This is a genomic window from Streptomyces sp. NPDC058697, assembly GCF_042715345.1.
Lineage (GTDB): Bacteria > Actinomycetota > Actinomycetes > Streptomycetales > Streptomycetaceae > Streptomyces > Streptomyces liliifuscus.
Genome location: NZ_JBHXSU010000012.1, coordinates 52,540 through 77,624 on the forward strand (window position 1 = coordinate 52,540; position 25,085 = coordinate 77,624).

Annotated in this window: 24 protein-coding genes and 1 pseudogene; 16 read left to right on the plus strand and 9 right to left on the minus strand. The window is 71.1% G+C overall.

Going from position 1 to position 25,085, the window contains the following annotated elements; translation table 11 throughout:
- Positions 1 to 18 precede the first annotated feature (18 nt).
- The 3 genes from ACFWXQ_RS26575 to ACFWXQ_RS26585 form a co-directional block, all read right to left on the minus strand.
- Positions 19 to 597 (minus strand): TerD family protein, encoded by a 579-nt coding sequence (locus tag ACFWXQ_RS26575; RefSeq protein WP_383936158.1) that lies wholly within the window; start codon positions 595 to 597, stop codon positions 19 to 21.
- Positions 598 to 737: 140 nt separating this feature from the next.
- Positions 738 to 2,876 carry an excinuclease ABC subunit UvrB gene (uvrB, locus tag ACFWXQ_RS26580; RefSeq protein WP_383936159.1) on the minus strand — a complete coding sequence of 713 codons (2,139 nt, stop codon included), beginning with the start codon at positions 2,874 to 2,876 and terminating at the stop codon, positions 738 to 740.
- 40 nt (positions 2,877 to 2,916) lie between these two features.
- Complete coding sequence (locus tag ACFWXQ_RS26585) at positions 2,917 to 3,780, minus strand: MHYT domain-containing protein (RefSeq protein WP_383936160.1); 864 nt, start codon at positions 3,778 to 3,780, stop codon at positions 2,917 to 2,919.
- 277 nt (positions 3,781 to 4,057) lie between these two features.
- Here ACFWXQ_RS26585 and ACFWXQ_RS26590 point away from each other — a divergent pair, with 277 nt between their 5' ends.
- From ACFWXQ_RS26590 to fdhA, 4 genes and pseudogenes are all read left to right on the plus strand, one after another.
- Positions 4,058 to 4,933, plus strand: a complete 876-nt coding sequence (locus ACFWXQ_RS26590; protein ID WP_383936162.1) for a glycerophosphodiester phosphodiesterase — start codon at positions 4,058 to 4,060, stop codon at positions 4,931 to 4,933.
- Between the two features lie 91 nt (positions 4,934 to 5,024).
- A complete protein-coding gene (locus tag ACFWXQ_RS26595; RefSeq protein ID WP_383936163.1) occupies positions 5,025 to 5,579 on the plus strand; it encodes a methylated-DNA--[protein]-cysteine S-methyltransferase in 555 nt (184 codons plus the stop codon).
- 128 nt (positions 5,580 to 5,707) lie between these two features.
- Positions 5,708 to 5,959, plus strand: a pseudogene (locus ACFWXQ_RS26600) (MFS transporter); the annotation flags it as partial.
- A 132-nt stretch (positions 5,960 to 6,091) separates the two neighbouring features.
- Positions 6,092 to 7,318 (plus strand): formaldehyde dehydrogenase, glutathione-independent, encoded by a 1,227-nt coding sequence (fdhA, locus tag ACFWXQ_RS26605; RefSeq protein ID WP_386269325.1) that lies wholly within the window; start codon positions 6,092 to 6,094, stop codon positions 7,316 to 7,318.
- A 58-nt stretch (positions 7,319 to 7,376) separates the two neighbouring features.
- Here fdhA and ACFWXQ_RS26610 read toward each other — a convergent pair whose 3' ends face one another.
- Positions 7,377 to 7,805 carry a VOC family protein gene (locus tag ACFWXQ_RS26610; RefSeq protein ID WP_383936167.1) on the minus strand — a complete coding sequence of 143 codons (429 nt, stop codon included), beginning with the start codon at positions 7,803 to 7,805 and terminating at the stop codon, positions 7,377 to 7,379.
- Positions 7,806 to 7,904: 99 nt separating this feature from the next.
- On the opposite strand from ACFWXQ_RS26610, the gene ACFWXQ_RS26615 reads away from it, so the two are divergent.
- Positions 7,905 to 8,810 (plus strand): pseudouridine-5'-phosphate glycosidase, encoded by a 906-nt coding sequence (locus tag ACFWXQ_RS26615; protein ID WP_383936169.1) that lies wholly within the window; start codon positions 7,905 to 7,907, stop codon positions 8,808 to 8,810.
- Positions 8,807 to 9,751 (plus strand): carbohydrate kinase family protein, encoded by a 945-nt coding sequence (locus ACFWXQ_RS26620; protein WP_383936170.1) that lies wholly within the window; start codon positions 8,807 to 8,809, stop codon positions 9,749 to 9,751. Before ACFWXQ_RS26615 ends, ACFWXQ_RS26620 begins: the two co-directional genes overlap by 4 nt.
- Before the next feature lie 267 nt (positions 9,752 to 10,018).
- On the opposite strand, the gene ACFWXQ_RS26625 is transcribed toward ACFWXQ_RS26620, so the two are convergent.
- Positions 10,019 to 10,813 carry a methyltransferase domain-containing protein gene (locus ACFWXQ_RS26625; RefSeq protein WP_383936172.1) on the minus strand — a complete coding sequence of 265 codons (795 nt, stop codon included), beginning with the start codon at positions 10,811 to 10,813 and terminating at the stop codon, positions 10,019 to 10,021.
- A 235-nt stretch (positions 10,814 to 11,048) separates the two neighbouring features.
- Here ACFWXQ_RS26625 and ACFWXQ_RS26630 point away from each other — a divergent pair, with 235 nt between their 5' ends.
- The gene (locus ACFWXQ_RS26630) at positions 11,049 to 12,176 is read left to right on the plus strand and encodes a magnesium and cobalt transport protein CorA (RefSeq protein WP_383936174.1); all 1,128 of its coding nucleotides are present in this window, start codon (positions 11,049 to 11,051) and stop codon (positions 12,174 to 12,176) included.
- A gap of 91 nt (positions 12,177 to 12,267) precedes the next feature.
- Here ACFWXQ_RS26630 and ACFWXQ_RS26635 read toward each other — a convergent pair whose 3' ends face one another.
- Entirely contained in the window at positions 12,268 to 12,696 is a 429-nt protein-coding gene (locus ACFWXQ_RS26635) for a CBS domain-containing protein (RefSeq protein WP_361995308.1), read from the minus strand.
- A gap of 158 nt (positions 12,697 to 12,854) precedes the next feature.
- On the opposite strand from ACFWXQ_RS26635, the gene ACFWXQ_RS26640 reads away from it, so the two are divergent.
- The 5 genes from ACFWXQ_RS26640 (at position 12,855) to ACFWXQ_RS26660 (ending at position 17,271) form a co-directional block, all read left to right on the plus strand.
- Positions 12,855 to 13,496, plus strand: coding sequence for a uridine kinase (locus ACFWXQ_RS26640; protein ID WP_383936177.1), 642 nt, complete (start codon positions 12,855 to 12,857; stop codon positions 13,494 to 13,496).
- A 77-nt stretch (positions 13,497 to 13,573) separates the two neighbouring features.
- On the plus strand, positions 13,574 to 13,969 hold the full coding sequence (locus ACFWXQ_RS26645; RefSeq protein WP_383936179.1) for a PPOX class F420-dependent oxidoreductase: 396 nt from the start codon (positions 13,574 to 13,576) through the stop codon (positions 13,967 to 13,969).
- A gap of 57 nt (positions 13,970 to 14,026) precedes the next feature.
- Positions 14,027 to 14,734: a DUF2293 domain-containing protein gene (locus tag ACFWXQ_RS26650; RefSeq protein ID WP_383936180.1), complete on the plus strand. Its 708-nt coding sequence runs from the start codon at positions 14,027 to 14,029 to the stop codon at positions 14,732 to 14,734.
- Positions 14,735 to 15,104: 370 nt separating this feature from the next.
- Positions 15,105 to 15,584, plus strand: coding sequence for a DUF1772 domain-containing protein (locus tag ACFWXQ_RS26655; RefSeq protein ID WP_383936182.1), 480 nt, complete (start codon positions 15,105 to 15,107; stop codon positions 15,582 to 15,584).
- 199 nt (positions 15,585 to 15,783) lie between these two features.
- A complete protein-coding gene (locus ACFWXQ_RS26660; protein WP_383936184.1) occupies positions 15,784 to 17,271 on the plus strand; it encodes a glutamate synthase subunit beta in 1,488 nt (495 codons plus the stop codon).
- Between the two features lie 34 nt (positions 17,272 to 17,305).
- Here the strand turns inward: ACFWXQ_RS26660 and ACFWXQ_RS26665 are convergent, their stop codons facing one another.
- Positions 17,306 to 17,791 carry a carboxymuconolactone decarboxylase family protein gene (locus ACFWXQ_RS26665; protein ID WP_383936256.1) on the minus strand — a complete coding sequence of 162 codons (486 nt, stop codon included), beginning with the start codon at positions 17,789 to 17,791 and terminating at the stop codon, positions 17,306 to 17,308.
- Positions 17,792 to 17,871: 80 nt separating this feature from the next.
- Between ACFWXQ_RS26665 and ACFWXQ_RS26670 the strand changes: the two genes are divergently transcribed.
- From ACFWXQ_RS26670 to ACFWXQ_RS26685, 4 genes are all read left to right on the plus strand, one after another.
- A complete protein-coding gene (locus ACFWXQ_RS26670; RefSeq protein WP_383936186.1) occupies positions 17,872 to 19,281 on the plus strand; it encodes a PLP-dependent aminotransferase family protein in 1,410 nt (469 codons plus the stop codon).
- Between the two features lie 449 nt (positions 19,282 to 19,730).
- Complete coding sequence (locus tag ACFWXQ_RS26675) at positions 19,731 to 21,902, plus strand: PEP/pyruvate-binding domain-containing protein (protein WP_383936188.1); 2,172 nt, start codon at positions 19,731 to 19,733, stop codon at positions 21,900 to 21,902.
- Positions 21,899 to 22,825, plus strand: a complete 927-nt coding sequence (locus ACFWXQ_RS26680) for a hypothetical protein (RefSeq protein WP_383936190.1) — start codon at positions 21,899 to 21,901, stop codon at positions 22,823 to 22,825. Before ACFWXQ_RS26675 ends, ACFWXQ_RS26680 begins: the two co-directional genes overlap by 4 nt.
- Before the next feature lie 166 nt (positions 22,826 to 22,991).
- Positions 22,992 to 23,708: a beta-lactamase hydrolase domain-containing protein gene (locus tag ACFWXQ_RS26685; RefSeq protein WP_383936191.1), complete on the plus strand. Its 717-nt coding sequence runs from the start codon at positions 22,992 to 22,994 to the stop codon at positions 23,706 to 23,708.
- Positions 23,709 to 23,797: 89 nt separating this feature from the next.
- On the opposite strand, the gene ACFWXQ_RS26690 is transcribed toward ACFWXQ_RS26685, so the two are convergent.
- Together ACFWXQ_RS26690 and ACFWXQ_RS26695 are read right to left on the minus strand one after the other, a co-directional pair.
- Positions 23,798 to 24,061 (minus strand): DUF397 domain-containing protein, encoded by a 264-nt coding sequence (locus tag ACFWXQ_RS26690; protein ID WP_055616070.1) that lies wholly within the window; start codon positions 24,059 to 24,061, stop codon positions 23,798 to 23,800.
- Positions 24,062 to 24,922: a helix-turn-helix domain-containing protein gene (locus ACFWXQ_RS26695; protein WP_383936193.1), complete on the minus strand. Its 861-nt coding sequence runs from the start codon at positions 24,920 to 24,922 to the stop codon at positions 24,062 to 24,064.
- Positions 24,923 to 25,085 lie beyond the last annotated feature (163 nt).

Sequence of the window (25,085 nt, forward strand, 5' to 3'; positions counted from 1 at the left end):
CGCCGGGTGCCGGGTTGCCTACAGGTGCGGCAGGATCGCCGGCATCAGGTCCTGGAAGGTGCGGCCGTTGGCCGGCGTGCCGAGAGCGGTCATCTGCCAGCCCGTGCCCGCGCGGTGGACCTTCGCCAAGATCTGCGCCGTGTACTGGCCGCCGCCGGCCAGGGTGTAGCGGGCCAGCTCCTGGCCGTTGGTCTCGTCGACCAGGCGGCAGAACGCGTCCTGCACCTCCTGGAAGGTCTGGCCCGTGAACGAGTTCACGGTGAAGACGATCTGGTCGATGTGGACCGGGATGCGCGCGAGGTCGACGAGGATCGCCTCGTCGTCGCCGCCCTGGCCCACGCCGCCGACGAGGTTGTCACCGGTGTGGCGCACGGAGCCGTCGTCGCTGACGAGGTGGCGGAAGAACACCACGTCGACCGGCTGCTTGTCCGCGAACAGCACGGCGGACGCGTCGAGGTCGATCTCACGGGTGCGAGAGCCGAACAGGCCACGTCGCGGGGCGGCCTGCCAGCCGAGCCCCATGCGGACCGCGGTCAGCGTGCCTCCGTCGTTCTTCTGCAGACTGATGGCCTGACCCTTGGTCATGTTGACCGTCACGCGCTGTTCCCCTCTCGAACTGTCCCCTGTTGCCGCAGAGTCCTGCGGTTGACCAGCAACCCTACGCAGAGCCACTGACAGCGCCGAACCCTGGTGCACACTTTGTGTCGGTCTTGCAACACAGCGCGCCACTCCGGGTGTCAGGCGATGCCGGCTTCCTTCATCTGTCGCAGCTCCTTCTTCATCTCCGAGACCTCGTCACGCAGCCTCGCGGCGATCTCGAACTGCAGGTTCGCGGCGGCCGCGCGCATCCGCTGCGTCATCTCCTCGATCTGCTCGGCGAGTTCCGCCGCGGGCCGGTCGGTCGGGACGGTCTCCTTGGCCTTGCCCTTGGCGGACTTGGCTCCCTTGGCGGCCTTCCCGCCGAGCGCGGGCACGGGTGCCTTGGCGCCCTTGCCGTCCGACGACTTGCGGTAGCCCGAGCCGAGCAGCTGTTCCGTGTCGACGTCCTCGCGGGCGATCTGCGCCACGATGTCGTTGATCTTCTTGCGGAGGGGCTGCGGGTCGATGCCCCTCTCCGTGTTGTACGCGACCTGCTTCTCCCGGCGGCGGTTGGTCTCCTCGATGGCCTTCTCCATCGCCGGGGTGATCTTGTCGGCGTACATGTGGACCTGACCGGACACGTTGCGCGCGGCACGGCCGATGGTCTGGATCAGGGACGTGCCGGAGCGCAGGAAGCCCTCCTTGTCGGCGTCGAGGATCGACACCAGGGAGACCTCGGGCAGGTCGAGGCCCTCCCTGAGGAGGTTGATGCCGACGAGGACGTCGAACTCGCCGGCCCGCAGCTCGCGCAGCAGTTCGACGCGCCGAAGGGTGTCGACGTCGCTGTGCAGATAGCGGACCTGGATGCCCAGTTCGAGGAAGTAGTCGGTGAGGTCCTCGGCCATCTTCTTGGTGAGGGTGGTGACCAGGACGCGCTCGTCCTTCTCGGTGCGCTTGCGGATCTCGTGCACCAGGTCGTCGATCTGCCCCTCGGTGGGCTTGACGACGACCTCGGGGTCGATGAGGCCGGTGGGGCGGATGATCTGCTCGACGAAGCCGTCGCCTCGCGAGAGCTCGTACTTGCCCGGTGTCGCCGACAGGTAGACGGCCTGGCCGATGCGCTCCTGGAACTCCTCCCACTTCAGGGGGCGGTTGTCCAGGGCGGACGGCAGCCGGAAGCCGTGGTCGACGAGGGTGCGCTTGCGGGAGGCGTCGCCCTCGTACATCGCGCCGATCTGCGGGACCGTGACGTGCGACTCGTCGATGACGAGCAGGAAGTCGTCAGGGAAGTAGTCGATCAGCGTGTTCGGCGGGGAGCCGGGATCGCGGCCGTCGAAGTGCATCGAGTAGTTCTCGACGCCCGAGCAGGAGCCGATCTGGCGGAGCATTTCGAGGTCGTACGTCGTGCGCATCCGCAGCCGCTGGGCCTCCAGGAGCTTGCCCTGCTTCTCCAGCTCCGAGAGACGCTCGCCCAGTTCCTTCTCGATGTCGTTGGCGGCGCGCTCCAGGCGCTCGGGCCCCGCGACGTAGTGGGAGGCCGGGAAGACGTACAGCTGCTGGTCGTCGCTGATGATCTCGCCGGTGAGCGGGTGCAGCGTGGAGAGGGCCTCGATCTCGTCGCCGAACATCTCGATGCGGACGGCCAGCTCTTCGTAGACCGGGAAGATCTCGATGGTGTCGCCGCGGACGCGGAACGTGCCGCGGGTGAAGGCCAGGTCGTTGCGCGTGTACTGGATGTCGACGAAGCGGCGCAGGAGGTCGTCCCGGTCGATCTCGTCGCCGATCTTGAGGTTGACCATGCGGTCCACGTACTCCTGCGGCGTGCCCAGGCCGTAGATGCAGGAGACCGAGGCGACCACGACGACGTCCCGGCGGGTGAGCAGCGAGTTGGTCGCGGAGTGGCGCAGGCGCTCCACCTCCTCGTTGACCGAGGAGTCCTTCTCGATGTAGGTGTCCGACTGCGGGACGTACGCCTCGGGCTGGTAGTAGTCGTAGTACGAGACGAAGTACTCGACGGCGTTGTTCGGCAGCAGCTCGCGGAACTCGTTGGCCAGCTGGGCGGCCAGCGTCTTGTTCGGCGCCATCACGAGGGTGGGGCGCTGGAGCTTCTCGATCATCCACGCGGTGGTGGCGGACTTGCCGGTGCCGGTCGCGCCGAGAAGGACCACGTCCTTCTCACCTGCGCGGATACGCCGCTCGAGGTCGGCGATGGCAGCGGGCTGGTCGCCGCTGGGCTGGTAGGGGCTGACGACCTCGAAGGGCGCCACCGTGCGTTCGATCTTTGTTACGGGCCGCATGGGTTCCACCGTACGACCCCGCACTGACAACGGGGTCGCGTCACCAGTTCTGCGGGGTGCGGGAACCGGGGCGCCTGGAGCTCCGGCGCTGGCCGGGTATGGCCCGGCGGCCGGTGTGGCGGACGGTGTGGGCCGGGATGCCGGGCTTCTGCTCGGCGGGGCTCCAGTCGGGCTTGCCCATGACCATCAGCGGGTCGAACATCACGACGACGCCGGCCAGCAGCAGGAAGGCCAGCGGGCCGATCATCAAGGGGGCCAGCAGGGTCGCGGGCGAGTCCCCCGCCGGGGTGCTGGCGGAGCCGTGCAGATGGACGTTGAGGGCGGCCATGCCGGTGTAGTGCATGCCGCTGACGGCGAGACCCATGACGAGGCTCGCGCCCACGCTCCACATGAAGCCGCGGACCTGACCCGCCGCCCACAGGGCCGCGATCGCGGCGACGACGGCTATGACGACCGAGGCGGAAACGGTGAAGGTGTTGTACTCCAGCTTCCCGTTGAGTCGCATTCCGGCCATACCCAGGTAGTGCATCGAGGCGATGCCGAGGCCGGTGATGGTGCCCCCGGTGAACAGGGCCGTTCCGGAAGCTCCCTTGTAGCCGACGATGAAGATGCCGATGCCGACCATGACGATCGCGACGCCGAGGCTCGCGAACGTCGTCAGTTTGTCGTAGCGGACCGGGGTTTCCTGAACCGAGAAGCCCATCATCGCGATGAAGTGCATGGTCCATATGCCGGAACCGATCGCCGCCGAACCGAGGGCGAGCCAGCCCGGCCGCCAGGATCGGGTGACGAGCATCGATCTCGTGGTGCAGCGCAGGCCCAGCGCTCCACCGAGGCAGGCCATCAGGTACGCCACCAGCGGCGTGACGAGTCCGTAGCTGAATCCGTCGACCGTGCCCTGCATGCGCGGTTGCCCTTCCGCCCTGTTGAGTCCCGGAAATTCGTGAGATGCCCCCGTCCCAGGACCGCCACGGCGGTCAGGGTTGACGCAGAGAGTATGACTCGCCCCGGAACGCTCGAACGATTTTCCGGCAAAGAATCACGGCCTTGCCCCACTTGTGCGGCACGCGTGATCGGACATGGGCAACTCCATTCAATCTGTGGCCATCCTGCACCCCCCTGCTGTTGACCCTCTGCTGTCACTCTAGGACGGTCCGTGAACACAGACGCAAGGAGTACGCATGCATGCGCGCGCTGCCGCCGCCACGACCACCGCGCTCCTGGGAGCCGCTGTCGTTGTTCTCCCCGCAACCACCGCCCATGCCGCGCCGGACACCGACCGGACTCAGGTGATCGCCCACCGCGGCGCCTCGGCCTACGCCCCGGAGAACACCCTGGCCGCCATCGACAAGGCGGACGACCTCGGGTTCCGCTGGGTCGAGAACGACGTCCAGCGCACCAAGGACGGCCGGCTCGTGGTGATCCACGACGACAGCCTGACCCGCACGACCAACGTCGAGGAGGTCTTCCCCGGGCGGGCCCCGTGGAAGGTCAAGGACTTCACGGCCGCGGAGATCGCGCAGCTGGACGCGGGCAGCTGGTTCAGCCCCCGGTACGCGGGCGCCCGCGTACCGACCCTGAAGCAGTACATGAACCGGGTTTCACGGAATCACCAGAAGCTCGTCCTGGAGATCAAGAATCCCGCGCTCTACCCGGGCATCGAGCGGGAGACCCTCAAGGTCCTCAGCAACGAGGGCTGGCTGGGGCCGGCACACGTTCGGAGCAAGCTGGTCGTACAGAGTTTCAGCGCGGACAGCCTTCGGGCCGTGCACGCGCTGCGGCCCGACGTCAAGACCGGCTTCCTGGGTACGCCGTCGGTCGCGGAGCTGCCCGCGTACGCGCGGTTCGCCGACCAGATCAACTCGTCGCACACGACGATCTCCCTCAGCTATGTCGCCGCGATCCACGCGCTCGAAGGACCGCACGGCAAGCCGCTGGAGATCTCTACCTGGACCGTCGACACCGCGGCGGACACGCGGCGCGTCGCGGGCTTCGGCGTGGACGGCATCATCACGAACAAGCCGGACCTGGTGCAGGAGACGCTGAACGAGGGCTGAGCCCGCCTTCACAATCTCTCGCCGGTGGCACGGACGCTCGCAAGCGTCCGTGCCACCGGCGTTGTCAGTGGTGCGCCGTACCGTGGAGCGCATGGACAGCCATGGGCAGAACGAGCAGCGAGTGGTGTGGGCCGTCGTCGACAGCGACATCGGTCCGCTGATGCTGGCCGCGACCGGCGAAGGCCTGGTCAGCGTCGGTTTCCACGCCACGGACGCGGTGCGCGACAAGGCGCTCGACCGGATCGGATCCCGGTTCGGCACCGAGCCCGTCGAGGCACCGGAGTCCCCGCTCCTGGCCGAGGCGATACGTCAGATCAGGGCGTACTTCGCGGGCGAGCGCAAGGACTTCGAGCTGCCGCTGGACTGGTCCCTGATCTCCGGGTTCAACCGCCAGGTGCTGCGCGAGCTGGCGTCCGGCGTTCCGTACGGAGCTGTGGTGGGGTACGGCGATCTGGCCCGGCGGGTCGGCCAGCCGGGGGCGGCCCAGGCGGTGGGCATGGCCATGGGCGCCAATCCGCTGCCGGTCGTCGTGCCGTGCCACCGGGTGGTGGAGAGTGACGGCGGGATCGGCGGATTCGGGGGCGGCCTGGAGACCAAGCGGAAACTGCTGGCGCTGGAGGGAGTGCTGCCGGAGCCGCTGTTCTGAGCTCGGGACCAGGGGGAGGATGCGCCGGTGACCACGTCGATCGCGCGCGGGGATGTGTCCGAAACGGTGCCGTTCGCGGCGGCGGGCAGGGTAGGCGCCTCCAGTTGTAGTGCCGTGGGACGCTGCCGGTGACGGCCGTCGAGCGACCGGTCGCCGGGCCTGTCGACGCGGAGGCTCTGCCGGCGCTGCGGCGCCGGATATCCGCCGTTCTCGTCGCCAGTCAGATCCTCGGCGGGCTCGGTGTGGCCACGGGTATCGCGCTCGCGGTCGTACTGGCCCAGGAGGTCGCCGGCACCGAGTCGCCGGCCGGACTGGCGCCCACCGCGACGGTCACGGGGACGGCCGTGCTCGGTGCTCTGGCGCTGTTCACCCGGGGCCGGCCCGCCACTTCGTGACGTACGCACGGAGAGCCGCGCGAAGGCTGGCCGGAACGGTGCGGCGGTAGCAGACTCCGCCATGCGCACAGCCACTGGCATCCGAAGTCACGGGGGCCGAAGGGACGGCGATCACGTATGAGCGGGAACAGGGCAGTCGCGTATCTCAAGCCGGGCGCGGTGGAAGTCAGGACCATCGACTACCCGACGCTCGAACTGCAGGACGGGCCAGGGGTGGCGTCCGCGAACATCGGCCGCAAGTGCCGGCACGGAGTCATCCTCAAGGTGCTCGCCAGCAACATCTGCGGCAGCGACCAGCACATGGTGCGCGGCCGGACGACAGCGCCCGAGGGGCTCGTCCTCGGGCACGAGATCACCGGGGAGGTCGTGGAGCGAGGCCCGGACGTCGAGTTCGTCGACGTCGGGGACATCGTCTCGGTGCCGTTCAACATCGCATGCGGACGGTGCCGCAACTGCAAGGAACGCAAGACCGGCATCTGTCTGAACGTCAACCCGGCCCGCCCCGGGGCGGCCTACGGCTATGTCGACATGGGCGGCTGGGTCGGCGGCCAGGCGGAGTACGCCATGGTCCCGTACGCGGACTTCAACCTGCTGCGGTTCCCGGACCGGGACCAGGCGCGCGAGAAGCTCCTCGATCTGACCATGCTGTCGGACATCTTCCCGACCGGGTTCCACGGCGCGGTGACCGCGGGCGCCGGGGTCGGCTCGACGGTGTACGTGGCCGGGGCGGGGCCGGTCGGTCTCGCGGCCGCGGCGTCGGCGCAGCTGCTGGGCGCCGCCGTGGTCATCGTCGGCGATCTGAACGCCGAACGTCTCGCGCAGGCCAGGAGTTTCGGCTGCGAGACGGTCGACGTGAGCCAGGGCGACGTGGGCGAGCAGATCGACCAGCTCCTGGGTGAGCCGGAGGTGGACGTGGCCGTCGACGCCGTCGGTTTCGAGGCGCGGGCCCACGGTCCCGACGCCCCGGAGGCACCCGCCACGGTCCTCAACTCGCTGATGGGCATCACGCGCGCGGGTGGCGCGCTCGGCATTCCGGGCCTGTACGTCACGGACGACCCCGGCGGGATCGACCAGGACGCGCGGACCGGGACACTGAAGGTGCGGCTCGGTCTGGGGTGGGCGAAGAGCCACCGCTTCACGACCGGTCAGTGTCCGGTGATGCAGTACCACCGGGGGCTGATGAAGGCGATCCTTCACGAGCGGGTGCACATCGCCAAGGCCGTCAACGCGACGGTGATCGGCCTGGAGGACGCTCCGCGCGGCTACGCCGAGTTCGATCAGGGCGCCAGCCGCAAGTACGTCCTCGATCCGCACGGGGCACTGAACGGAGCGAGGCCTGTCTGAGCACCGAAGGCCAAAAGGGTGTCCACGCGCGCGTGGACACCCTTGCCCGTGCTGGGAGCTAGTCGTAGTGCCGCGCCTCGAAGACGTTGCCGTCCGGGTCCCGGAAATAGAAGCTCCGTGTGGCCTTTCCGAGGGCGCCGTACGCGTCGTGGGTGAAATCCGAGAGCGGGACGGCACGCTCCTCCAGACGGGCGCGGAGTGCGTCGAAGTCGCCGCCCGGAAGGGACAGGCATACGTGGTTGACCGGGTGGCCCGCGCTTGCGGCCGCGCCGGGGACGACGTCCATGCGGGGGGCCATCGTCAGGGGCGCGAGGTCGAAGATGGTCTCCTCGTTGAGGCGTACGGAGGGGAAGGCCACCTTCCCCGCTGCGTACTCGGTGACCCTGATGGGCTCAAGGCCCAGCGCCTTCTCGTAGAAGTCGGCCGAGGCCACGGGGTCGCTCACCCAGAGGACGACATGGTCGAGACGTGTCGAGTTGTCCGTCATGGCCTCAGGCTGCTGCCCCGTTGTGCTGGTCGCAAGGGTTTGGCCGGGCGCGTCGCCCGCCAGGGATGAGGGGAGAACCGACAGACAGGAGGCACGCGCGTGCTGGTGGTTTCCGAAGAGGTACGGGAGGCGCTCGCCGCGGGGCGGCCCGTGGTGGCACTGGAGTCCACGATCATCGCGCACGGGCTGCCGCGTCCGCGCAATCTCCAGGTGGCACTGGAGCTGGAGGACGCCGTACGCCAGGAGGGTGCCGTTCCCGCGACGATCGCCGTGCTCGACGGGCAGCCCCGCGTGGGTCTCGACAAGGAGCAGCTGGAGCGGGTCGCCAACGAGGACGGCATCCGCAAGCTCGGGCATCGCGATCTGCCGCTCGCGGTCGCCTCGGGGGTCAGCGGGGCCACCACGGTGTCCGCGACCGCGCTGCTGGCCGCGCAGGCGGGCGTACGGGTGTTCGCGACGGGCGGGCTCGGCGGCGTACACCGGGAGTGGACGGTGACGCAGGACGAGTCCGCCGATCTGGGGCTGCTGGCCCGCACCCGGATCACGGTGGTGTGCGCGGGGGTGAAGTCGATCCTGGATGTTCCGGCCACCCTGCAACGGCTGGAGACGCTGGGGGTCGCGGTCGCCGGATACGGGACGACGCACTTCCCCGGCTTCTATCTGTCCGACTCGGGTCACCCGGTGGACTGGACCCTTGAGTCGCCCGGCGAGGTCGCGGCCGTCATGCGCGCGCAGGACGCGCTCGACGGGCCCGAGTCGGCGCTGATCGTCGCCAACCCGGTGCCGGAGGCGGAGCAGCTCGATCCCGAGCTCCACGCGCGCGTGCTCGCCGACGCGCTGAACGCGTGCGAGGCGGAGGGCGTGAGCGGTCAGGCGGTGACACCGTTCCTCCTCGGCTACCTGGTGCGCCACACCGAAGGGGCGTCGCTGAGCGCCAATCTGGCGGCGGTACGCGGCAACGTACGGCTCGCGGGACGGATCGCGACGGCCTGGGCAGGCGCGTGACCGGGGCGAGCGGCCCCGGCGGGGCTCCCGGCAGTGCTCCCGGCGGGGCTCTCCTGGTCGTCGGCGACGTCGTCACTGATGTCGTCGCTCGGCACCGTGGGCCACTCGCGTCCGGCACCGACACGGCCGCCGTCGTCCGGACGGTGCCGGGCGGCGCGGGCGCCAACGTCGCGTGCTGGGCGGCCCGCCGGGACGGCACGGAGGTACGGCTGCTCGGCAAGGTGGGCATGGACTCCGCCGCGTGGCACGAGCGCGAGCTGGCCACTTCGGGAGTGCGCCCCCTCCTGGTCATCGACCCCGAGGCGCCGACCGGGACGGTGGTCTGCCTGGTGGACACGGGCGCTTCGGCGGAGCGCACCTTCCTCACGGACAGCGGCGCGTCCCTGCGGCTCACACCCGGCGACTGGTCGGAGTCACTGCTCGAGGGTGTGGCCCGGCTGCACCTGTCGGGCTATCTGTTCTTCTCGGAGCCGTGCCGTGCGCTGGTGCAGGTGGCGGCGGAGTCGGCACGCGCGCGTGGGGTGCCGGTGAGCGTGGATCCGGCGTCTGCGGGATTCCTCACGGAACTGGGGGTGGACCGCTTCCTCGCGCTCACCGAGGGCGTCGACGTCCTGCTGCCCAGCCGGGACGAGGCCTGTCTGCTGACCGGTCTGCCCGATCCGGCGGACGCGGCGGCCAAGTTGAGCCGCCACGTTCCGCTGGTGGTCGTCAAACAGGGCGGGGCCGGAGCCCTGGTCGCCCGGTCGGGGGAGGTCCGGGCCCGGGTTCCGGCGGTGCCCGCGACCCCGGTCGACACCACGGGTGCCGGGGATGCCTTCACCGGAGCCTTCCTGGCCGCGCTCCTCGCGGGCACCCGACCGGAGGAAGCCGCCGCGGAGGGGTGCCGGGCCGGGGCGCGGGCGGTGGAACAGGTGGGCGGGAGGCCGCCGACGAACGCGTAGCCTTCCCGGGTCCGCGGCCGCCCCGACCCGCCTCGATCGACCTCGGTAGCCGTCCGACCGGCCTCGATCGACCCCGGTAGCCGTCCGACCGGCCTCGGCAGCCGCCCCGATCCGCCTCGATTGGCCGGCCCTGGTCGGCCCAGGCCGCCTCGGGCCGCCCGATCCACCCCGGGACGGCTGCGGAGGCGTGAGCGTCCGGGGCCGATCGGGGCGGCGAGACACAAGCGCTCCGGCCCTCCCAGGGCCCTTCACCCTCGCCAGGAACCACTACACCTTGCGCCCCCACGCCGAGATCAGCGGTGACGTGGCCAGGTCCATCCCGCCCGCGGCCACGTTCGCGAGGTGCCGGTCGATGTCCTGGTCCGTGGCGAGGCCCGCGGCGACGAGCCGGTCGCGGACCTGACGGATCGTCGCGGACTCCAGCGCGCCGCAGGCCGACGAGGTGATCGGGAAGTAGCCGTCGGCCTCGACCTGTCGCAGCCCGGCCTCGCGGAGCAGACGCGGAAGCCGGCGCCCGTACGCGAGGTCGGCGCCGTGCTCGGTGAGCAGCTCACGGAACCCGTGGCGCAGCCGGTTGGCCAACTGCTGTTCGGGGCCGCGCTCGTCGGGGCAGGCCAGTGGCTGGAGCGCCGGGTCGGCGTCCTCGACCAGGAGCCGTCCGCCGGGGCGCAGCGCTCTGATCATCGAGTGCAACGCCCGCTCCCTGTCCGCCACATGGACCAGGACGAGCCGGGCGTGCACGAGGTCGAAGCCCTCCCCCGGCGGTTCGTCCACACCCACGTCATGGACGCGCAGTTCGATGGGCGGGCGGACGGCCGAGGTGGCCCAGGAGGTGTCGATGTCGGTCGCGACGACCTTGCCGGTGGGGCCGACCTTCTTGGCGAGCCAGGACACCACGGACGTGCCGCCCGCGCCGACCTCCCAGCAGCGCCAGCCGGATCCGATGCCGAACCGTTCGATGTGCCGGAACGTCGTGGGGTCGAAGAGAGCGGCGAGGGCGTCGAAACGCTGCCCCGCCTCGGTCTGCCGGTTGTCGAGGAGATACCCGTCGGTTCGCGTCATGCGCCGATCATCCCAGTTGTCCCGCTTGTCCATGATGGTTGACGCTCCCGATGTCAAGCGCGTCGCGCTCGGCCCGCCAACGGCCTTCGCCGCCTCGCCAGTACCGGCAGAGACGGTAGATCCGGAACGGAATCCTCCGTTCCCACAGGCTTTCCCGGCCGTCAAAACATCCTGGCAGACTGGCCGCGGCAAGGCGCAGAGTGCGGCGCGAGGAGATCCACGCAAGGAGATCCAGATGTCCATGGCAGGGAATCTGCGAAAGGTCACGGGCCTGAGCAAGGTCGGCGGCCTCCGCAGGGTGGCACGGCTGACACGACGGCGCGCCCGTGTCGACCTGAGTCACCCCGCCCGGTCTCCGCTGGGCACCGCGGTGGTGAACTGCGTGGCGTACGAAGAGGGGTCGAGGGTCCCCGCCGGCCGCGATCTGGTCGAGACGGTCCAGCGGATCCGCAAGGCCGACGGCGGATTCGTCTGGCTCGGGCTGCACGAGCCGACGGAAGTGGAGTTCGCGGGCATCGCCGAGCTGTTCGACCTCCACCCGCTGGCGGTCGAGGACGCGGTGGACGCCCATCAGCGCCCGAAGCTGGAGCGGTACGGCGACACACTGTTCGCCGTGTTCAAGACGGTCTGCTACGTCGAGCACACCGAACTGACCGCGACCAGCGAGGTGGTGAACACCGGCGAGATCATGGTGTTCGTCGGCCAGGACTTCGTGGTCACGGTGCGGCACGGCAGGCACGGTTCGCTCGGCCCGCTGCGCGAGGAGTTGGAGGCCCGCCCCGAGCAGCTCGCCAAGGGCCCGGCCGCGGTGCTGCACGCGATCGCGGACCATGTGGTGGACGACTATCTGAACGTCACGGACTCGGTGCAGGAGGACATCGACCGGGTCGAGACGGATGTGTTCGCCGCGAACGGCGCGCGGGCCGACCCCGGGCGCATCTACCAGCTCAAGCGTGAACTCCTTGAGCTGAAGCGGGCGGTGGTCCCGCTGGGCCGCCCCATCATGGATCTCGCCACCCGGCCGATCCGGGTGATCGACCCGGAGATACAGGCGTACTTCCGCGACGTCTCCGACCACCAGCTGCGGGCCGCCGAGCAGATAGCCGCGTTCGACGAGCTGCTCAACTCGATTCTGCAGGCGCATCTCGCGCAGGTCAGCGTCGCGCAGAACGAGGACATGCGGAAGATCACGGCATGGGCGGCCCTGATCGCCGTGCCAACCATGGTCTGCGGGGTCTATGGCATGAACTTCGACTACATGCCTGAGCTGCGCTGGAAGTTCGGCTACGGCCTGGCCGTCGGCGTGATCGCCATCGTGTGCTCCACGCTCTACCGGGGGTTCAAGCGCAACGGCTGGCTGTGACCCCGCTCGTCCGGCGCGCGCGGCCGGACGAGCACGTGTCAGCCGGCCGGGCTCCGCGGGTCTCCCGGTCGCGCCGTGGGGGGCCTCGGGGTCAGCGTGCCGCGCTCTTCGCGTAGACGCTCTCGGCCCAGCCCGCGAGTTGTTCGTCCGTCAGATGCGCGGCCAGGTCGGCCTCGCTGATCATCCCGACCAGGCGCTTGTTCTCGATCACAGGAAGGCGGCGGATCTGGTGCCCCTGCATCTCGCCGAGTACGTCGCTCACGTCGGCGTCCGAGTCGATCCAGCGCGGCGTGCCCTTGGCCATCTCCCCCGCGGTGATGCGTGCCGGGTCATGGCCCATGGCCACGCAGCCGATCACGATGTCCCGGTCCGTGAGGATGCCGCAGAGCCGTTCGTTCTCGTCGCTGATGGGCAGCGCGCCCACATTGAGCTCACGCATCAGCTGGGCGGCACGGTCCAGCGTCTCGTGAGCGGGGATCCACTGGGCGCCGCGGTGCATGATGTCTCCGGCGGTGGTCATGTAGTACCTCCCGGTGCCGGACGGCCGGCGCGGCGCGGGGAGGCACCGCTAGTCCCGGCGCCCTACATTCTCGCCGGGTACGAGGAGATACGCACCCGGAAGTTCGCGGCTTCCGCCCGACATACCGGCCCACCGCTCCCGTCCGCCCGCGCGGCATCATGGGCCGGGTGCGACTCGAAGCGATCACCTGGGACCGGCTCGGCGACCTCCTCGCCGAGCGCCTGCTCGACCTGAAGCCGGCCGACGGCAGCCCCTGGCCGCGTATCGCCTTCGACGGGGCTCCGGCCGCCCGGCCCGGTGATCTCGCCGAACTCGTCGCCGAGGCCCTGCGTCTGCGCGGCAGGTCCGCGCTCGTCGTCGGCACGGAGGACTTCCTGCGGCCCGCCTCGCTGCGGTTCGAGTACGGCCACCAGGACGTCGAGGCGTACTACGGCGGCTGGTTCGACACCGGTGCCCTGTGGCGCGAGGTCTTCGGCCCGCTGGAGGCCGGCGGCGACGGCCGTGTACTGCCCGACCTCTGGGACCCGGCCACCGACCGGGCAACCCGTAGCCCGTACGTCCAACTCCCGCCCGGCGCCGTGCTGTTGCTGCACGGTCCACTGTTGCTGCACCACTGGTTCCCGTTCGACCTCACCGTCCACGTACGCCTCTCACCGGGTGCGCTGCGCCGGCGTACCCCCGAGAGCGAGCACTGGACGCTTCCCGCGTACGAGCGCTATGAGAACGAGACGGCGCCGGGCGACACGGCCGACATCCTGGTGCGCGCGGACGATCCGCGCCACCCGGCGTGGAACGGCTGAGCAGAAGCAGGGCTTCGCTTCGCGATTCCCACTCGAAAGGACTTTTATATGCACACGCATGTAGTTAGCCTGGCACCATGACGATCTCTTTCGACGACTCGGTCCGCGCACTCCTCGACGGCAAGAACTTCGCCAGCGTCGCCACTCTGGGTCCCGGCGGTGGTCCCCAGAACTCGGTGGTCTGGTTCAAACGTGAGGGCGACACCGTGCTCTTCTCCTCGACCGACGGCCGGCAGAAGATCCGTAACCTCCGGCGCGATCCCCGGATCAGTATCTCGGTCTACGACCTCGCCAACCCCTACACCTCGGTGGAGATCCGCGGCACCGCCGAGATCCTCCCCGACGAGGGCAAGCGCCTGCCGTACGAGCTCTCGCACAAGTACCTCGGGATCGACCCGCCCTCGGAGAAGGACGACGAGGTCCGCGTGATCGTCCGTGTCGTGCCCGAGCGGATCGTCGGCTTCTCGGCGTGAACCGGATTCTCGGCGGGAACCGGGCAGGCCGCCTCGCCGGGAGGGAATGACACACCCATGACGACCACGACAACTCCCCCGCCCCGTACCGGGCTTCTCGTCGTCCAGCCGGTCAAGCGGCGGCACTGTGCCGAGTGCCGGGGCGGGCCGCTCTCGTTGCTGGTGCTGGAGGAGGGGACGCCTCGGTGCCTCGACTGTGCCGACCTCGGTCATCTGGTGTTCCTGCCGCGCGGGGACACGGCGTTGACGCGGCGGTCGCGGGAGGGGAGCGCGCTGTCGGCGGTGGTCGTCCGGTTCAACCGTCGGCGCGGCCGGTACGAGCGGCAGGGTGTGCTCGTCGAGGAGGCGGCGCTCGCGCGGGCCGAGGAGCGGTGCCTGGCGGACGCGGAGGCGCGGCGGCGGCGCCGGGCCCGGGACGCGCGGCGGCGGGCCGCGGAGGATCTGCGGTTCACGGACGCGTTCGCGAAGGAGATCCGGCGGCTGTTTCCCGGTTGTCCGGACGACCGGGCGTACGCGATCGCCGGGCACGCCTCGGTGCGGGGCAGCGGGCGCGTAGGACGCAGTGCCGCCGGGCGTGCCTTGTCCGAGGGCGCGGTGACGTCGGCGGTGCGCGCCGCGGTCCGGCACACGGACACCCCGTACGACCAACTGCTGATGAGCGGCGTTCCGCGGCATGAGGCCCGGCGCCGGATCGCTCCCACGGTCGAGGCGACGCTCACGGGGTGGCGCGCGGGCGTGGCGAGGCCGAGCGGGGGCGAAGCATAGCGGGGCTGAGGCAAGCGGGGGTGAGCGAGACCCGCCCCGGCCACTCACCCGAACAGCCCTCGGCCACGCCCCGACTCTGCGGGCGCTCCCACCCCGGGTCCGCCCAGGGCCCATCCCGGGTCCAGCCAGGGTCCATCCCGGGGCTACACCGGTCTGCCCGGTCCGCCCCGGGCCCGCCCGGGATCTCGCGCCTGGACGACCGAGCATGCCCCCGAGCCCCTCGGCCATGGTCACCCTTCCCGTACGGCATTTCACTTGTGGTGACAGGGAGTGCCGGGCAGGATCTTTGGGTTCGGGGTCGTCCGGACCGGCGGTTCTGGGAGCGGTGCGCGGGTTGTTGCCCAAGGGTTCTACTTACGCGGGAGTTGCCATGATCGAGGGACCGTTCTTCGTCATCACCATGGTGGGAGTGCTCGGCACCGGGCTGGTGGCCGGTGTTTTCATCGGGTTCTCGACGTTCGTGATGAAGGGCCTCGCCGCGCTGCCGCCGGCGCAGGGAGTCGCCGCGATGCAGGCGATCAACGTGACCGCGCTGACGCCGGCGTTCATGTTCCTGTTCCTCGGTTCGGCGGTGATGTGTGCCGTGCTCGCGGTGGTCACCTTCGTGCTGTGGCCCGACGAGGGCACGGTGGAGATGCTGCTGGGCAGCGCGCTGTATCTGTTCGGCTGTTTCGGGGTCACGATCGCGGCCAACGTCCCACGCAACAACAAGCTGGCCACGATGGAGGCCGGTACGCCGGAGGCCGTCGCGTACTGGCCCACGTATGTGAGCGAGTGGACGATGTGGAACCACGTCCGGACGGTCGCGGCGGCCGCCGCCACGATCTCGTACGTACTGGCGCTGACCTGAGGCGTACCCGGTATCGCTCGTCGGCCCACGTGGCCGCGCCCCCCGGTGGATGTGCCCGCGCACGTCCGAGGCGGGCGCGGCCACGGCGTCGTATCGTGGCGGGAAGAGTCTGCCGACAGGCCCTCGGCCCGCCGCCCGGACGATGGTGTCGGCGACGGAGACCGCAGGGGCCCCGTTCACGTACGTGAGGGAGACGGCCGTGGCCGATCCCAAGGGTTTCCTCAATGCCTCCCGCGAGGAGTGGCCGCGGCGCCCCGTCGGGGAGCGGGCCCATGACTGGGACGAGGTGTACGTCCCGGGGGCGCTGCTGCCGATCATCCGCACGCAGGCCGACCGGTGCATGGACTGCGGTGTCCCGTTCTGCCACGACGCCTGTCCGCTGGGCAATCTGATCCCCGAATGGAACGACCTGGTCTCGCGCGACGACTGGCGGGCGGCGAGCGACCGGCTGCACGCGACGAACAACTTTCCCGAGTTCACCGGCCGGTTGTGTCCCGCGCCGTGCGAGGCGGGCTGCGTCCTGGCGATCAACCAGCCGGCGGTCACCATCAAGAACGTCGAGGTCGCCATCGCCGACCGGGCCTGGGAGGACGGATTCGCGCCGCCGCGCCCGCCGGACCGGCTGTCCGACAGGACGGTCGCGGTGATCGGCTCGGGGCCCACCGGGCTCGCCGCGGCGCAGCAGCTGACCCGGGCCGGGCACACGGTCGCCGTGTACGAGCGGGACGACCGGATCGGCGGGCTGATGCGGTACGGGATCCCCGAATTCAAGATGGAGAAGCGGCACTTGGAGCGGCGGGTCGCCCAGATGCGGGCGGAGGGAACGAAGTTCCGTACGTCGACCGCCGTCGGCCGGGATGTCGGGGCGGCCGAGTTGCGGGCCAGGTACGACGCGGTCGTCCTCGCCGTGGGTGCCACCGCCTGGCGTGAACTGCCGGTCCCCGGGCGGGAGTTGAGCGGCATCCATCAGGCGATGGAGTATCTGCCGCTGGCCAACCGGGTGTGCGAGGGGGACCTGGAGACGTCACCGCTGTCGGCGGCGGGCAAGCACGTCGTCATCGTCGGTGGTGGTGACACGGGCGCCGACTGTCTGGGTACGGCGGTGCGCGAGGGCGCGAGGTCCGTGACGCAGCTGGACATCTACGCGCAGCCGGGCGAGGAGCGGGACGAGGACGCCGACCCTTGGCCTGTGTACCCGAAGATCTACCGGCTGTCCGCGGCGCACGAGGAGGCCCGGGACCTGGAGACGGCACCCGCGGCGGACGCCGACGCGCGGCTCTTCGCCGCCTCGACGCTCCGCTTCACCGGTGACGCGGCCGGGCGCGTCCGTTCGCTGCACCTGATCGAGGTCGACGCGGAACGCCGCCCGCGCCCCGGCTCCGGACGGGTGCTCCCCGCCGACCTCGTGCTGCTCGCACTCGGCTTCTCCGGCCCCGACCGCTCCGACGGCCTCGTCGACCAGCTAGGACTCGCGCTCGATCCCCGTGGCACGATCACCCGCGACGCGGACTTCGCGACGAACGTGCCCGGCGTGTACGCGGCGGGCGATGCCGCCCGCGGCCAGTCCCTGATCGTGTGGGCGATCGCCGAGGGGCGGGCGGTGGCAGCGGCGGTGGACCGCCATCTGACGGGCACCTCTCAGCTGCCGGCGCCGATCGGACCGTACGACCGCCCGATGACCGCGTAGCCACCGCTCCCGCCCATTGCTGCGCTCACACTGTTCAGCGTTCGTCCGTCCCCGCCATCTTCGCCGTCGCCAGGGCGACCCGGTTCCAGGTGTTGATCGCGAAGATCAGTGCCAGCACCTGGGCCAGGTCCTTTTCGTCGAACCGGGCCGCGGCCTCGGCGTAGACGTCGGCCGGGACGCCGTCGTCGGCGACCAGGGTCACCGCCTCCGTCAGGGCTAGGGCCGCGCGCTCCTTCTCGGTGAAGAAGTGCGGGGCCTCGCGCCACACGGCGACCATGTGCAGCCGGTCCTCGCTCTCGCCCGCCTTGCGCGCGTCGTTGGTGTGCATGTGGAGGCAGTAGGCGCAGTGGTTGAGGTGCGAGGCGCGGATCTGGATCAGTTCGACGAGGGCCGGGTCGAGGCCCTCCCGGGCCGCGATGTCGAAGCCGACGAGGGCGCGGAACGCCTTGGGGGCGGCCTTCGCGAAGTTGACCCGGGCGTTCGCCGTGTGCGCCGCGTTCATCGTGTTCGCCGTGTCCATCATCTGCGTCGCGTTCGTCGTGTTCGTCGTCATGACCATGAATCTACGAGGCGGATAGACCCCCTGTAGGGTGCATTTCCATGGCAGATTCGTGGGTCAATTCGGCGGAGCGCATCGGCGCCGACCTGCATCTGGAACTGTCCGGTCCGGGTGGCCGACGCGCCGCTCTGATCCGCGCCCTGCGCGAGGCGGTCCGCAGCGGGCGCCTCGCCCCGGGCACCCGCCTCCCCCCGTACCGCTCGCTCGCCGCCGACCTGGGCGTGGCCCGCAACACGGTCGCCGACGCGTACGCCGAGCTCGTGGCCGAGGGCTGGCTGACCGCGCGGCAGGGTTCGGGCACCCTGGTCGCCGAGCGGGCCGAGCCGCTGGGCGCGCACGCGCGCGTACCCAAAAAGGCACCCCCACGCGCGCGTGGACCGCGCCACGACCTGCGGCAGGGCACGCCGGACGCGTCGTCGTTCCCGCGCGCCGCGTGGCTCGCCTCGTACCGGCGGGCTCTGCGGCAGGCGCCCAACGAGGCGTTCGGGCCAGGTGATCCCGCCGGCCGGATCGAGCTGCGGGTGGCGCTCACGGAGTACCTGGCACGCGCGCGTGGCGTCCGTACGGAGCCGGGGCGGATCGTGATCTGCTCCGGCTTCGCGCACGCCCTGCGGCTGCTGTTCACGAAGGTGCTGCGCGGTCCGCTGGCCGTCGAGTCGTACGGTCTGGCCTTCCACCGCGAGTTGCTGACGGCGGCGGGCGTACGGACCGTCCCCCTGCCGCTCGACGAGGACGGCGCCCGGGTCGACGGCCTGGACAGGGAGCGGGTCGTACTGCTCACGCCCGCACACCAGTTCCCGACCGGTGGACCACTGCATCCCGCGCGGCGGGCCGCCGTGATCGACTGGGCACGCGCGCGTGGAGGGGTGATTCTGGAGGACGACTACGACGGGGAGTTCCGCTACGACCGCAAGCCCGTGGGGGCCGTACAGGGCCTGGACCCGGAGCGGGTCGTCCACATCGGCTCGGTCAGCAAGAGCCTGTCGCCCGCGTTGCGGCTGGGCTGGATGGTCCTTCCGGAGCGGTACGTGGAGGGGGTCCTGGAGGCCAAGGGCGAGCGGGAGGCGTGGGCGAGCGTCCTGGACCAGCTGACGCTCGCGGACTTCGTCGACTCGGGGTCGTACGACCGTCATGTGCGGCGGATGCGCCAGCGGTACCGGAGGCGGCGGGACCGGCTGGTCGACGCGCTCGCCGTGCACGCGCCGCACGTCGAGGTCACCGGGATCGCGGCCGGGCTCCACGCGGTGCTGCGGCTGCCGCCCGGGAGCGAGCAGACCGCGGTGAAGGCCGCCGTGTGGCAGGGCCTCGCGCTGGACGGGCTCGCGGAGTTCCGGCACCCGGAGGCGGTCATGCCCGCGCCGGACGGTCTGGTCGTGGGGTACGCGACGCCTTCGGAGCACGCGTACGGGGCCGCGCTGGAGGCGTTGTGCGCGGCGCTGCCGCCACCGTGAGTACCGGGTGAGGAGTGAGTACCGGGTGCCGGGTGAGTACCGGGTGCCGGGTGAGGGGTGAGTGAGGAGCAGGCAGTCGGCCGGAATCCGACTTCCGGATGACATGGAACACAACAGCGAGTGGGATCCTCGGCTGTAGGAGGCGCGTTGTCGCCCCGGCCGTACCCCGGTCGGACGGCTGCTCGCCCCATCCTTCGTTCCGTCGTCAGGCGCAGGGCCACCCCCGCGCGTCCCCCCTGTTGGCGGTCGGTCCTGGAGGGTGTTCGATGACGACGGTCGACGAACGTCATGGAGACGGTGCACGCGACGGGGACGACCAGGGCGGTGTCCCCCGCATACGCGATCCACTGGCCTCCCGGTTTCCTCGGACCGCCCCTGAAGCTCCTCGACTCGCCCCCGAGATTCCTCGACTCGCCGCGCAAGCGCTCCCTTTGGCGGAAGCCGTCCCCTTGAGCGATCCGCGGGCGGCGCGCATCCCGTTCGCCGGCTCCAAGGCGGCTCATCTGGCGCGCGCCGCGCTGGCCGGGCTGCCGGTGCTGCCGGGGTTCGTCGTGCCGCTCGGCGATCGGCCTGGCGAGCGGGCAGGAGACAGCTACCTGGAAGGATTGCGCCGAGCCTGGCGGGAGCTCTCCGCCGACGGCACGCGTCCCCTCGTCGTACGGTCCTCCTCACCGCAGGAGGACACCCAGGAGTCCTCCCTGGCGGGCCAGTTCGCGTCCGTGCTGGACGTACAGGGCTGGCACGAGTTCCGGGCGGCCGTGCGGACCGTGCTCGACTCGGCGCACCGGCCCGACGGCACGGTGGCTCCGATGGCCGTGCTGGTGCAGCCGATGCTCGCGGCCCGGGTGGGCGGGGTCATGTTCGGCGCCGACCCCGTGGAGGGGCGGACGGACCGGATGCTGGTGAGTGCGGTGCGGGGCGGGCCCGACTCCCTGGTCAGCGGCGAACAGCCCGGCACGAACTACTGGTTGAGCCGCTGGGGACGGCTGCTGCGCACCGAACCCGACGACCCCGAAGAGCTGCTCGGAACCGACGGACTGCGTCGCCTGGCCAAGCTGGCGCGGCAGGCGCGCGGGGTCTTCGGCGGGCCGCAGGACATCGAGTTCGGGTTCGACGCGTCGGGGCGGCTGTGGCTGTTCCAGAGCCGGCCGATCACGGCGATGGCGGCGCGGCCCGCGCGCCTGGCGCGGCTGCTCGGCCCCGGACCGGTGGCGGAGACGCTGCCGGATCAACTGGAGCCGCTGGAAGAGGACTTGTGGGTGGCCCCGATGGCACGGGGGCTGGCCGCCGCGCTCGACATCGGGGGCACCGCGCCCCGGCGGCAACTGCGCTCGGTCCCGGTCGTCACGTCGGTCGGCGGACGGGCCGCGGCGGATCTGCGGCTGCTGGGCGCCGCACCGCCCCGGAACCGGTGGCTCGCGCTGCTCAACCCGGCGCCGGGGGCCCGTCGGCTGGCCGCCGCGTGGCGGGTGGGCCGGCTGACGTCGGCGCTGCCCGGTCTCGCGGTGGACCTCGTCGCGGACGTCGACCGCCGGCTCGCCGAGACACCCTCCGCGGACCGGCTCACCCGCCCCGACCTCCTCTCCACCCTCCGCTGGACCCGTACCGTCCTGGTCTCCCTGCACGCCCAGGAGGCTCTCGCGGGCGCCCTCCTCCCCGAGCCCCGCGCCACGGCCGCGGGCACGGCCCTCGCCGCTCTCGCCGAGTCCCGCGCTCTCGGCGTACCGGACAACCGGATGGTGGCGGCGCAGCCGGTGGTGCTGGCGCTGGTGGCCCCCGGCCTGGGCAGGGAGTTGAGGCTTCCGGCGGATCCCGGACACCCGGAGGGCGCACCGGCGGCACGTCAGGGCGCCGCCCCCGCGGCAGCCTCCACGGACACCCTCCCCGCGGTGGCCACGCTCCCGGCCCCGCCCCTCCCCTCGCTCCCTCCCCGCGAGGCCCTCCGCCTCCGGATCCGCTGGGTGCAGGAACTCCAGGTGCGGCTCGTCCGGGAGGCGGCGCGGCGGCTGGTCGTACGGGGCGGACTGGGCGAGGCGTCGAAGGTCGGGCTGCTGCGGTGGCGGGAGTTCGTCGAGGCGCTCGAACACGGCCGCCTCCCCGGCGACTTCAAGGAGCGCCTGCCACGAGCCGTGTCGGCGCCCCTGCCCGACGCGTTCCGGCTCGCGGAGGGCGGCACGGTCGTCGCCGAACAGCCCACGGGCAAGGGCAAATTCAAGAGCAAGGGCAGGAGTCCGGGCGCGGGCCAGGGCGTGTCCGGCGGACGGGCCGCCGGAACCGCCTGGGACGGCACCGGGACCCGGCCCGCAGACCCCGTACTCGTCGTCCGCACCCTCGATCCCGCGCTCGCCCCGCTCCTCCCCGGCCTCGCGGGGCTCGTCGCGCAGACGGGCAGCCCGCTGTCCCATCTCGCGTTGCTGGCCAGGGAGTTCGGCCTGCCGACGGTCGTCGGCGCCACGGACGCCGTACGCCGCTTCCCGCCCGGGTCCCGCCTCACGGTCGACGGCACCACAGGCGACGTACACGTGCGGGAGCAGGAAGAACAGGAACAACGGGAGGAACAACAGGTACAACAGGCACGACGACAGGTCCTCGGCCAAGAGTCCCGGGGAGACCTCCGATGAGACGCGTCGCCTACTTCTTCGGGAGCGCGGCGGCCGCGGGGGCAGGCACGTACGTCGTCATCTACCTCTACCGGTGGCAGTGGCAACGGGCCATCCTGTGCGGGGTGTTGCTGCTGGTCGTCGAGGTGATGCTGCTCGGGATCGTGCTGCTCGGGCGGCTCGCGCGGATCGAGGAGCGGATGCGGGACGCGGACCGCCGGCAGGAGGACGTGCTGGCGCGGCTGCGGGAGAAGGAGACCCGGCCGGCCGGCGACCGGTTCCGCTGGCTGGACGAGCCGACGAGTCGTACGTACGTCTTCGTTCCGGTCCTGATGGTCACCGGTGTGCTGCTCTCCGGTCTCGCCTGGATCGTGCAGCGGATCGCTTCGGCCACGGCCCGGCCCACGGCGGAACGGCGGCTCGCGGGCCGGCTCGCCGTCCTGGCGGCTCCAGATCCGGCCCGGGACGCCGATCCGCACGGCGAGGACGACCTGGACGAGTTGGACGACCTGCCACCCATCGGCGGGCGAGGACGACCCGGCCGTACCGCGCGCGTGCTCGCCGTGAGTGTGGTCGGGGCCGCGCTGGTCGGTGGGCTCGTCGTGGGGCTCGCCGACCTCACCCAGACCCGCGAGGAGGAGGCGAAGAACTCCGAGGCGACCTCCCTGCTGCTCAAGGTCGACATGCGCGGTACGAACATGACCGCCGAGCGGGAGTCCCTGGCCGCGCACCAGCTCTGGGAACGCTGCCGGGACTCGACATCCGTACCGCTGAACCGCGCAACCCTCGGCAAGCTGGGCGACGGTCTCTTCGCGGGCGTGGTCCAGCCCGCGCTGACCGACCACGACCGGATGCGGCTGCGCGGCTGCCTGGAGGACACCGGCCTGGACCGCACGCACCTCACAGTGGTCGGCATCGGCGACGCGGACGCGGACGACGACTGAGCGCGCACCCGACGAACCGGAAACTCCGGTCGCTTCCGCCCCCTCCCCCACATGGGCAACTTCTGCCATACACGGACAACTCTCGCCCCGGCGGCCCGGGTTACGATGCCAAGGCGCCCCTCCTCCCCGAGCCCGCGCCCCTCGTCCCCGAGCCTCCGGGTCGCCCATGGCTGTCGTCGCCCCGTCCCCGCCCCGCACCACCCTGCCCGCCGGCCGTCCGCGCAGATCTCCGCGCAGAACGGTGCTGCGTGTCCTCGCCGCGCTCGGTCTCGGTTATCTCGCCCTCTGGGCGACCGGTGCGCTGGGCATCCTCGCGCTGTCGTACTGGACCCGGGAGCAGACCCCTGAGCCGGAGGGGACGCACGCGGTCCAGGGCATCCACCACTTCCAGCCCGTGGACGCCGAAGGGGCGTTGTGGCGGGGCGCCGCACCCTCCCCCGCGGGCTACCGGGAGCTGGCCCGGCTCGGCTTCACCACGGTCGTCGACCTGCGGGCCGAGGACCTGAGCGCCTCCCAGCTGGCCGGTCCCGCCAAGGCCGGTCTCGACGCCGTACGGCTGCCGATCCGGGACGGACAGACCCCGACGCCGCACCAGGTACGACGCTTCCTGAGCGTCGTGGGCGCGGCCCCGGGGCCGGTGTTCGTGCACTGTGGGGCGGGTGTGGGCCGTACGGGGACGATGGCCGCGGCGTATCTCGTGCAGGCCGGGCAGGAGTCCCCGTCGGCGGCGGTCCGGCGCAACCTCGCGGTCGGACCACCTTCGATCGAGCAGATCTATTACGCGCTGAGCCTCGGCCGGGACCGTGCCGAGCAGCCGCCCTTCCCGGTCGTGGCGGTGAGCCGGCTGGTGGACGCGCCCAGGCGCATGTGGTCCTGGTGGTGAATCGACTGGGTCACTGGATCAACTGAATGCCAAGGTAGGAAGCACGTGGGACAAGTGGAAGCGGATCAAGGAACGGCCGGTCGGCGGCCTCAGGAGAGCAGGAAGTCGGCCTCCCCCGCCTTGGCTCCCTGGATGAACGCGGTCATCTCGCCGGGGGTGTAGATGAGGGCGGGACCGTCCGGATCCGCCGACTGACGGACCGCGATCCTGCCGTCGGAGAGCTTCATCGCCTCCAGGCAGTTGCCGCCGTTGCCACCGCTCCACGGCTTGTGCCAGCCTTCGCTGCCCAGCTCCCTGGCGGGCATGCCGTTGTAGATCCGCGCGTTGCGTATCCGGGTCTTGATGCGATCCATTCACAGCTCCTTGCGGAGATCCAGCAGGATCTCCTTCGTGCGATGTGCCGTGGCGGCCTGCGCCGCCATGCGGTCCATGACCTCGAGATGGGTTGCCACCTCGGTACGTCCGTCCAGGTAGACGGCGCCGGTCAGGTACTCGCTGTAGACCATGTCCGGAAGTTCGGGCATGGCAAAGCGGAACAGCACGAAGGGCCCGTACGTGCCCGCGTGCGGCCCCGAGGAGAAGGGGGCGATCTGCAGTGTCACGTTGGGCAGCTTCGTGGCCTCGAGCAGCCTGTCGATCTGGGCGCGCATGACCTCGGGGCCGCCGACGGGGCGGCGCACGGCGGTCTCGTCCATCACGGCCCAGAACCGGGGCGCGCCTTCGCGCGTCAGCAGCTCCTGGCGTTGCATGCGCAGCGCCACATGGCGCTCGATGTCCTCGGGTCTGGTCTGGCCGATGGCGCCGGATTCCATGACGCCACGCGCGTACTCCTCGGTCTGCAGCACTCCGGGAACGAAGTGGGGTTCGTACGAGCGGATGAGGGCGGCCGCGCCCTCCAGGCTGACGTACATCGAGAACCAGCCCGGCAGGATGTCGTGGAAGCGCTGCCACCAGCCCGGCAGGTTCGCCTCCTCCGCCAGGGCGACGAAGGCCTCGGCCTCTTCGTCGGAGACTCCGTACGACTTCAGCAGGAGCTGGAGGTACGGGATTTTGAGCGCTACCTCGGCCGTCTCCATGCGGCGGACGGTGGCGGAGGTGACACGCAGGATGCGCGCTGCCTCCTCACGCTTGAGCCCCGCGCGTTCCCGCAGGTCAAGCAGGCGGCGTCCGAGGACGACCTGCCCGACCGTCGGCGCGGACCGCGGCTCGCTCACGTCCACCTCCACTTTGTCCGGACAGCCCGGGCGGCGCCCGTTCGGGCCCCGGAACGGGTACCCAACTGACGCCGCGCCACGTGCTGTTGCGAGCAGTGTGCCATGGCCATACGGCCCGGAACACTGCACTCTGCAATTTTCAGAGTGACACTTGCCAAGTGTT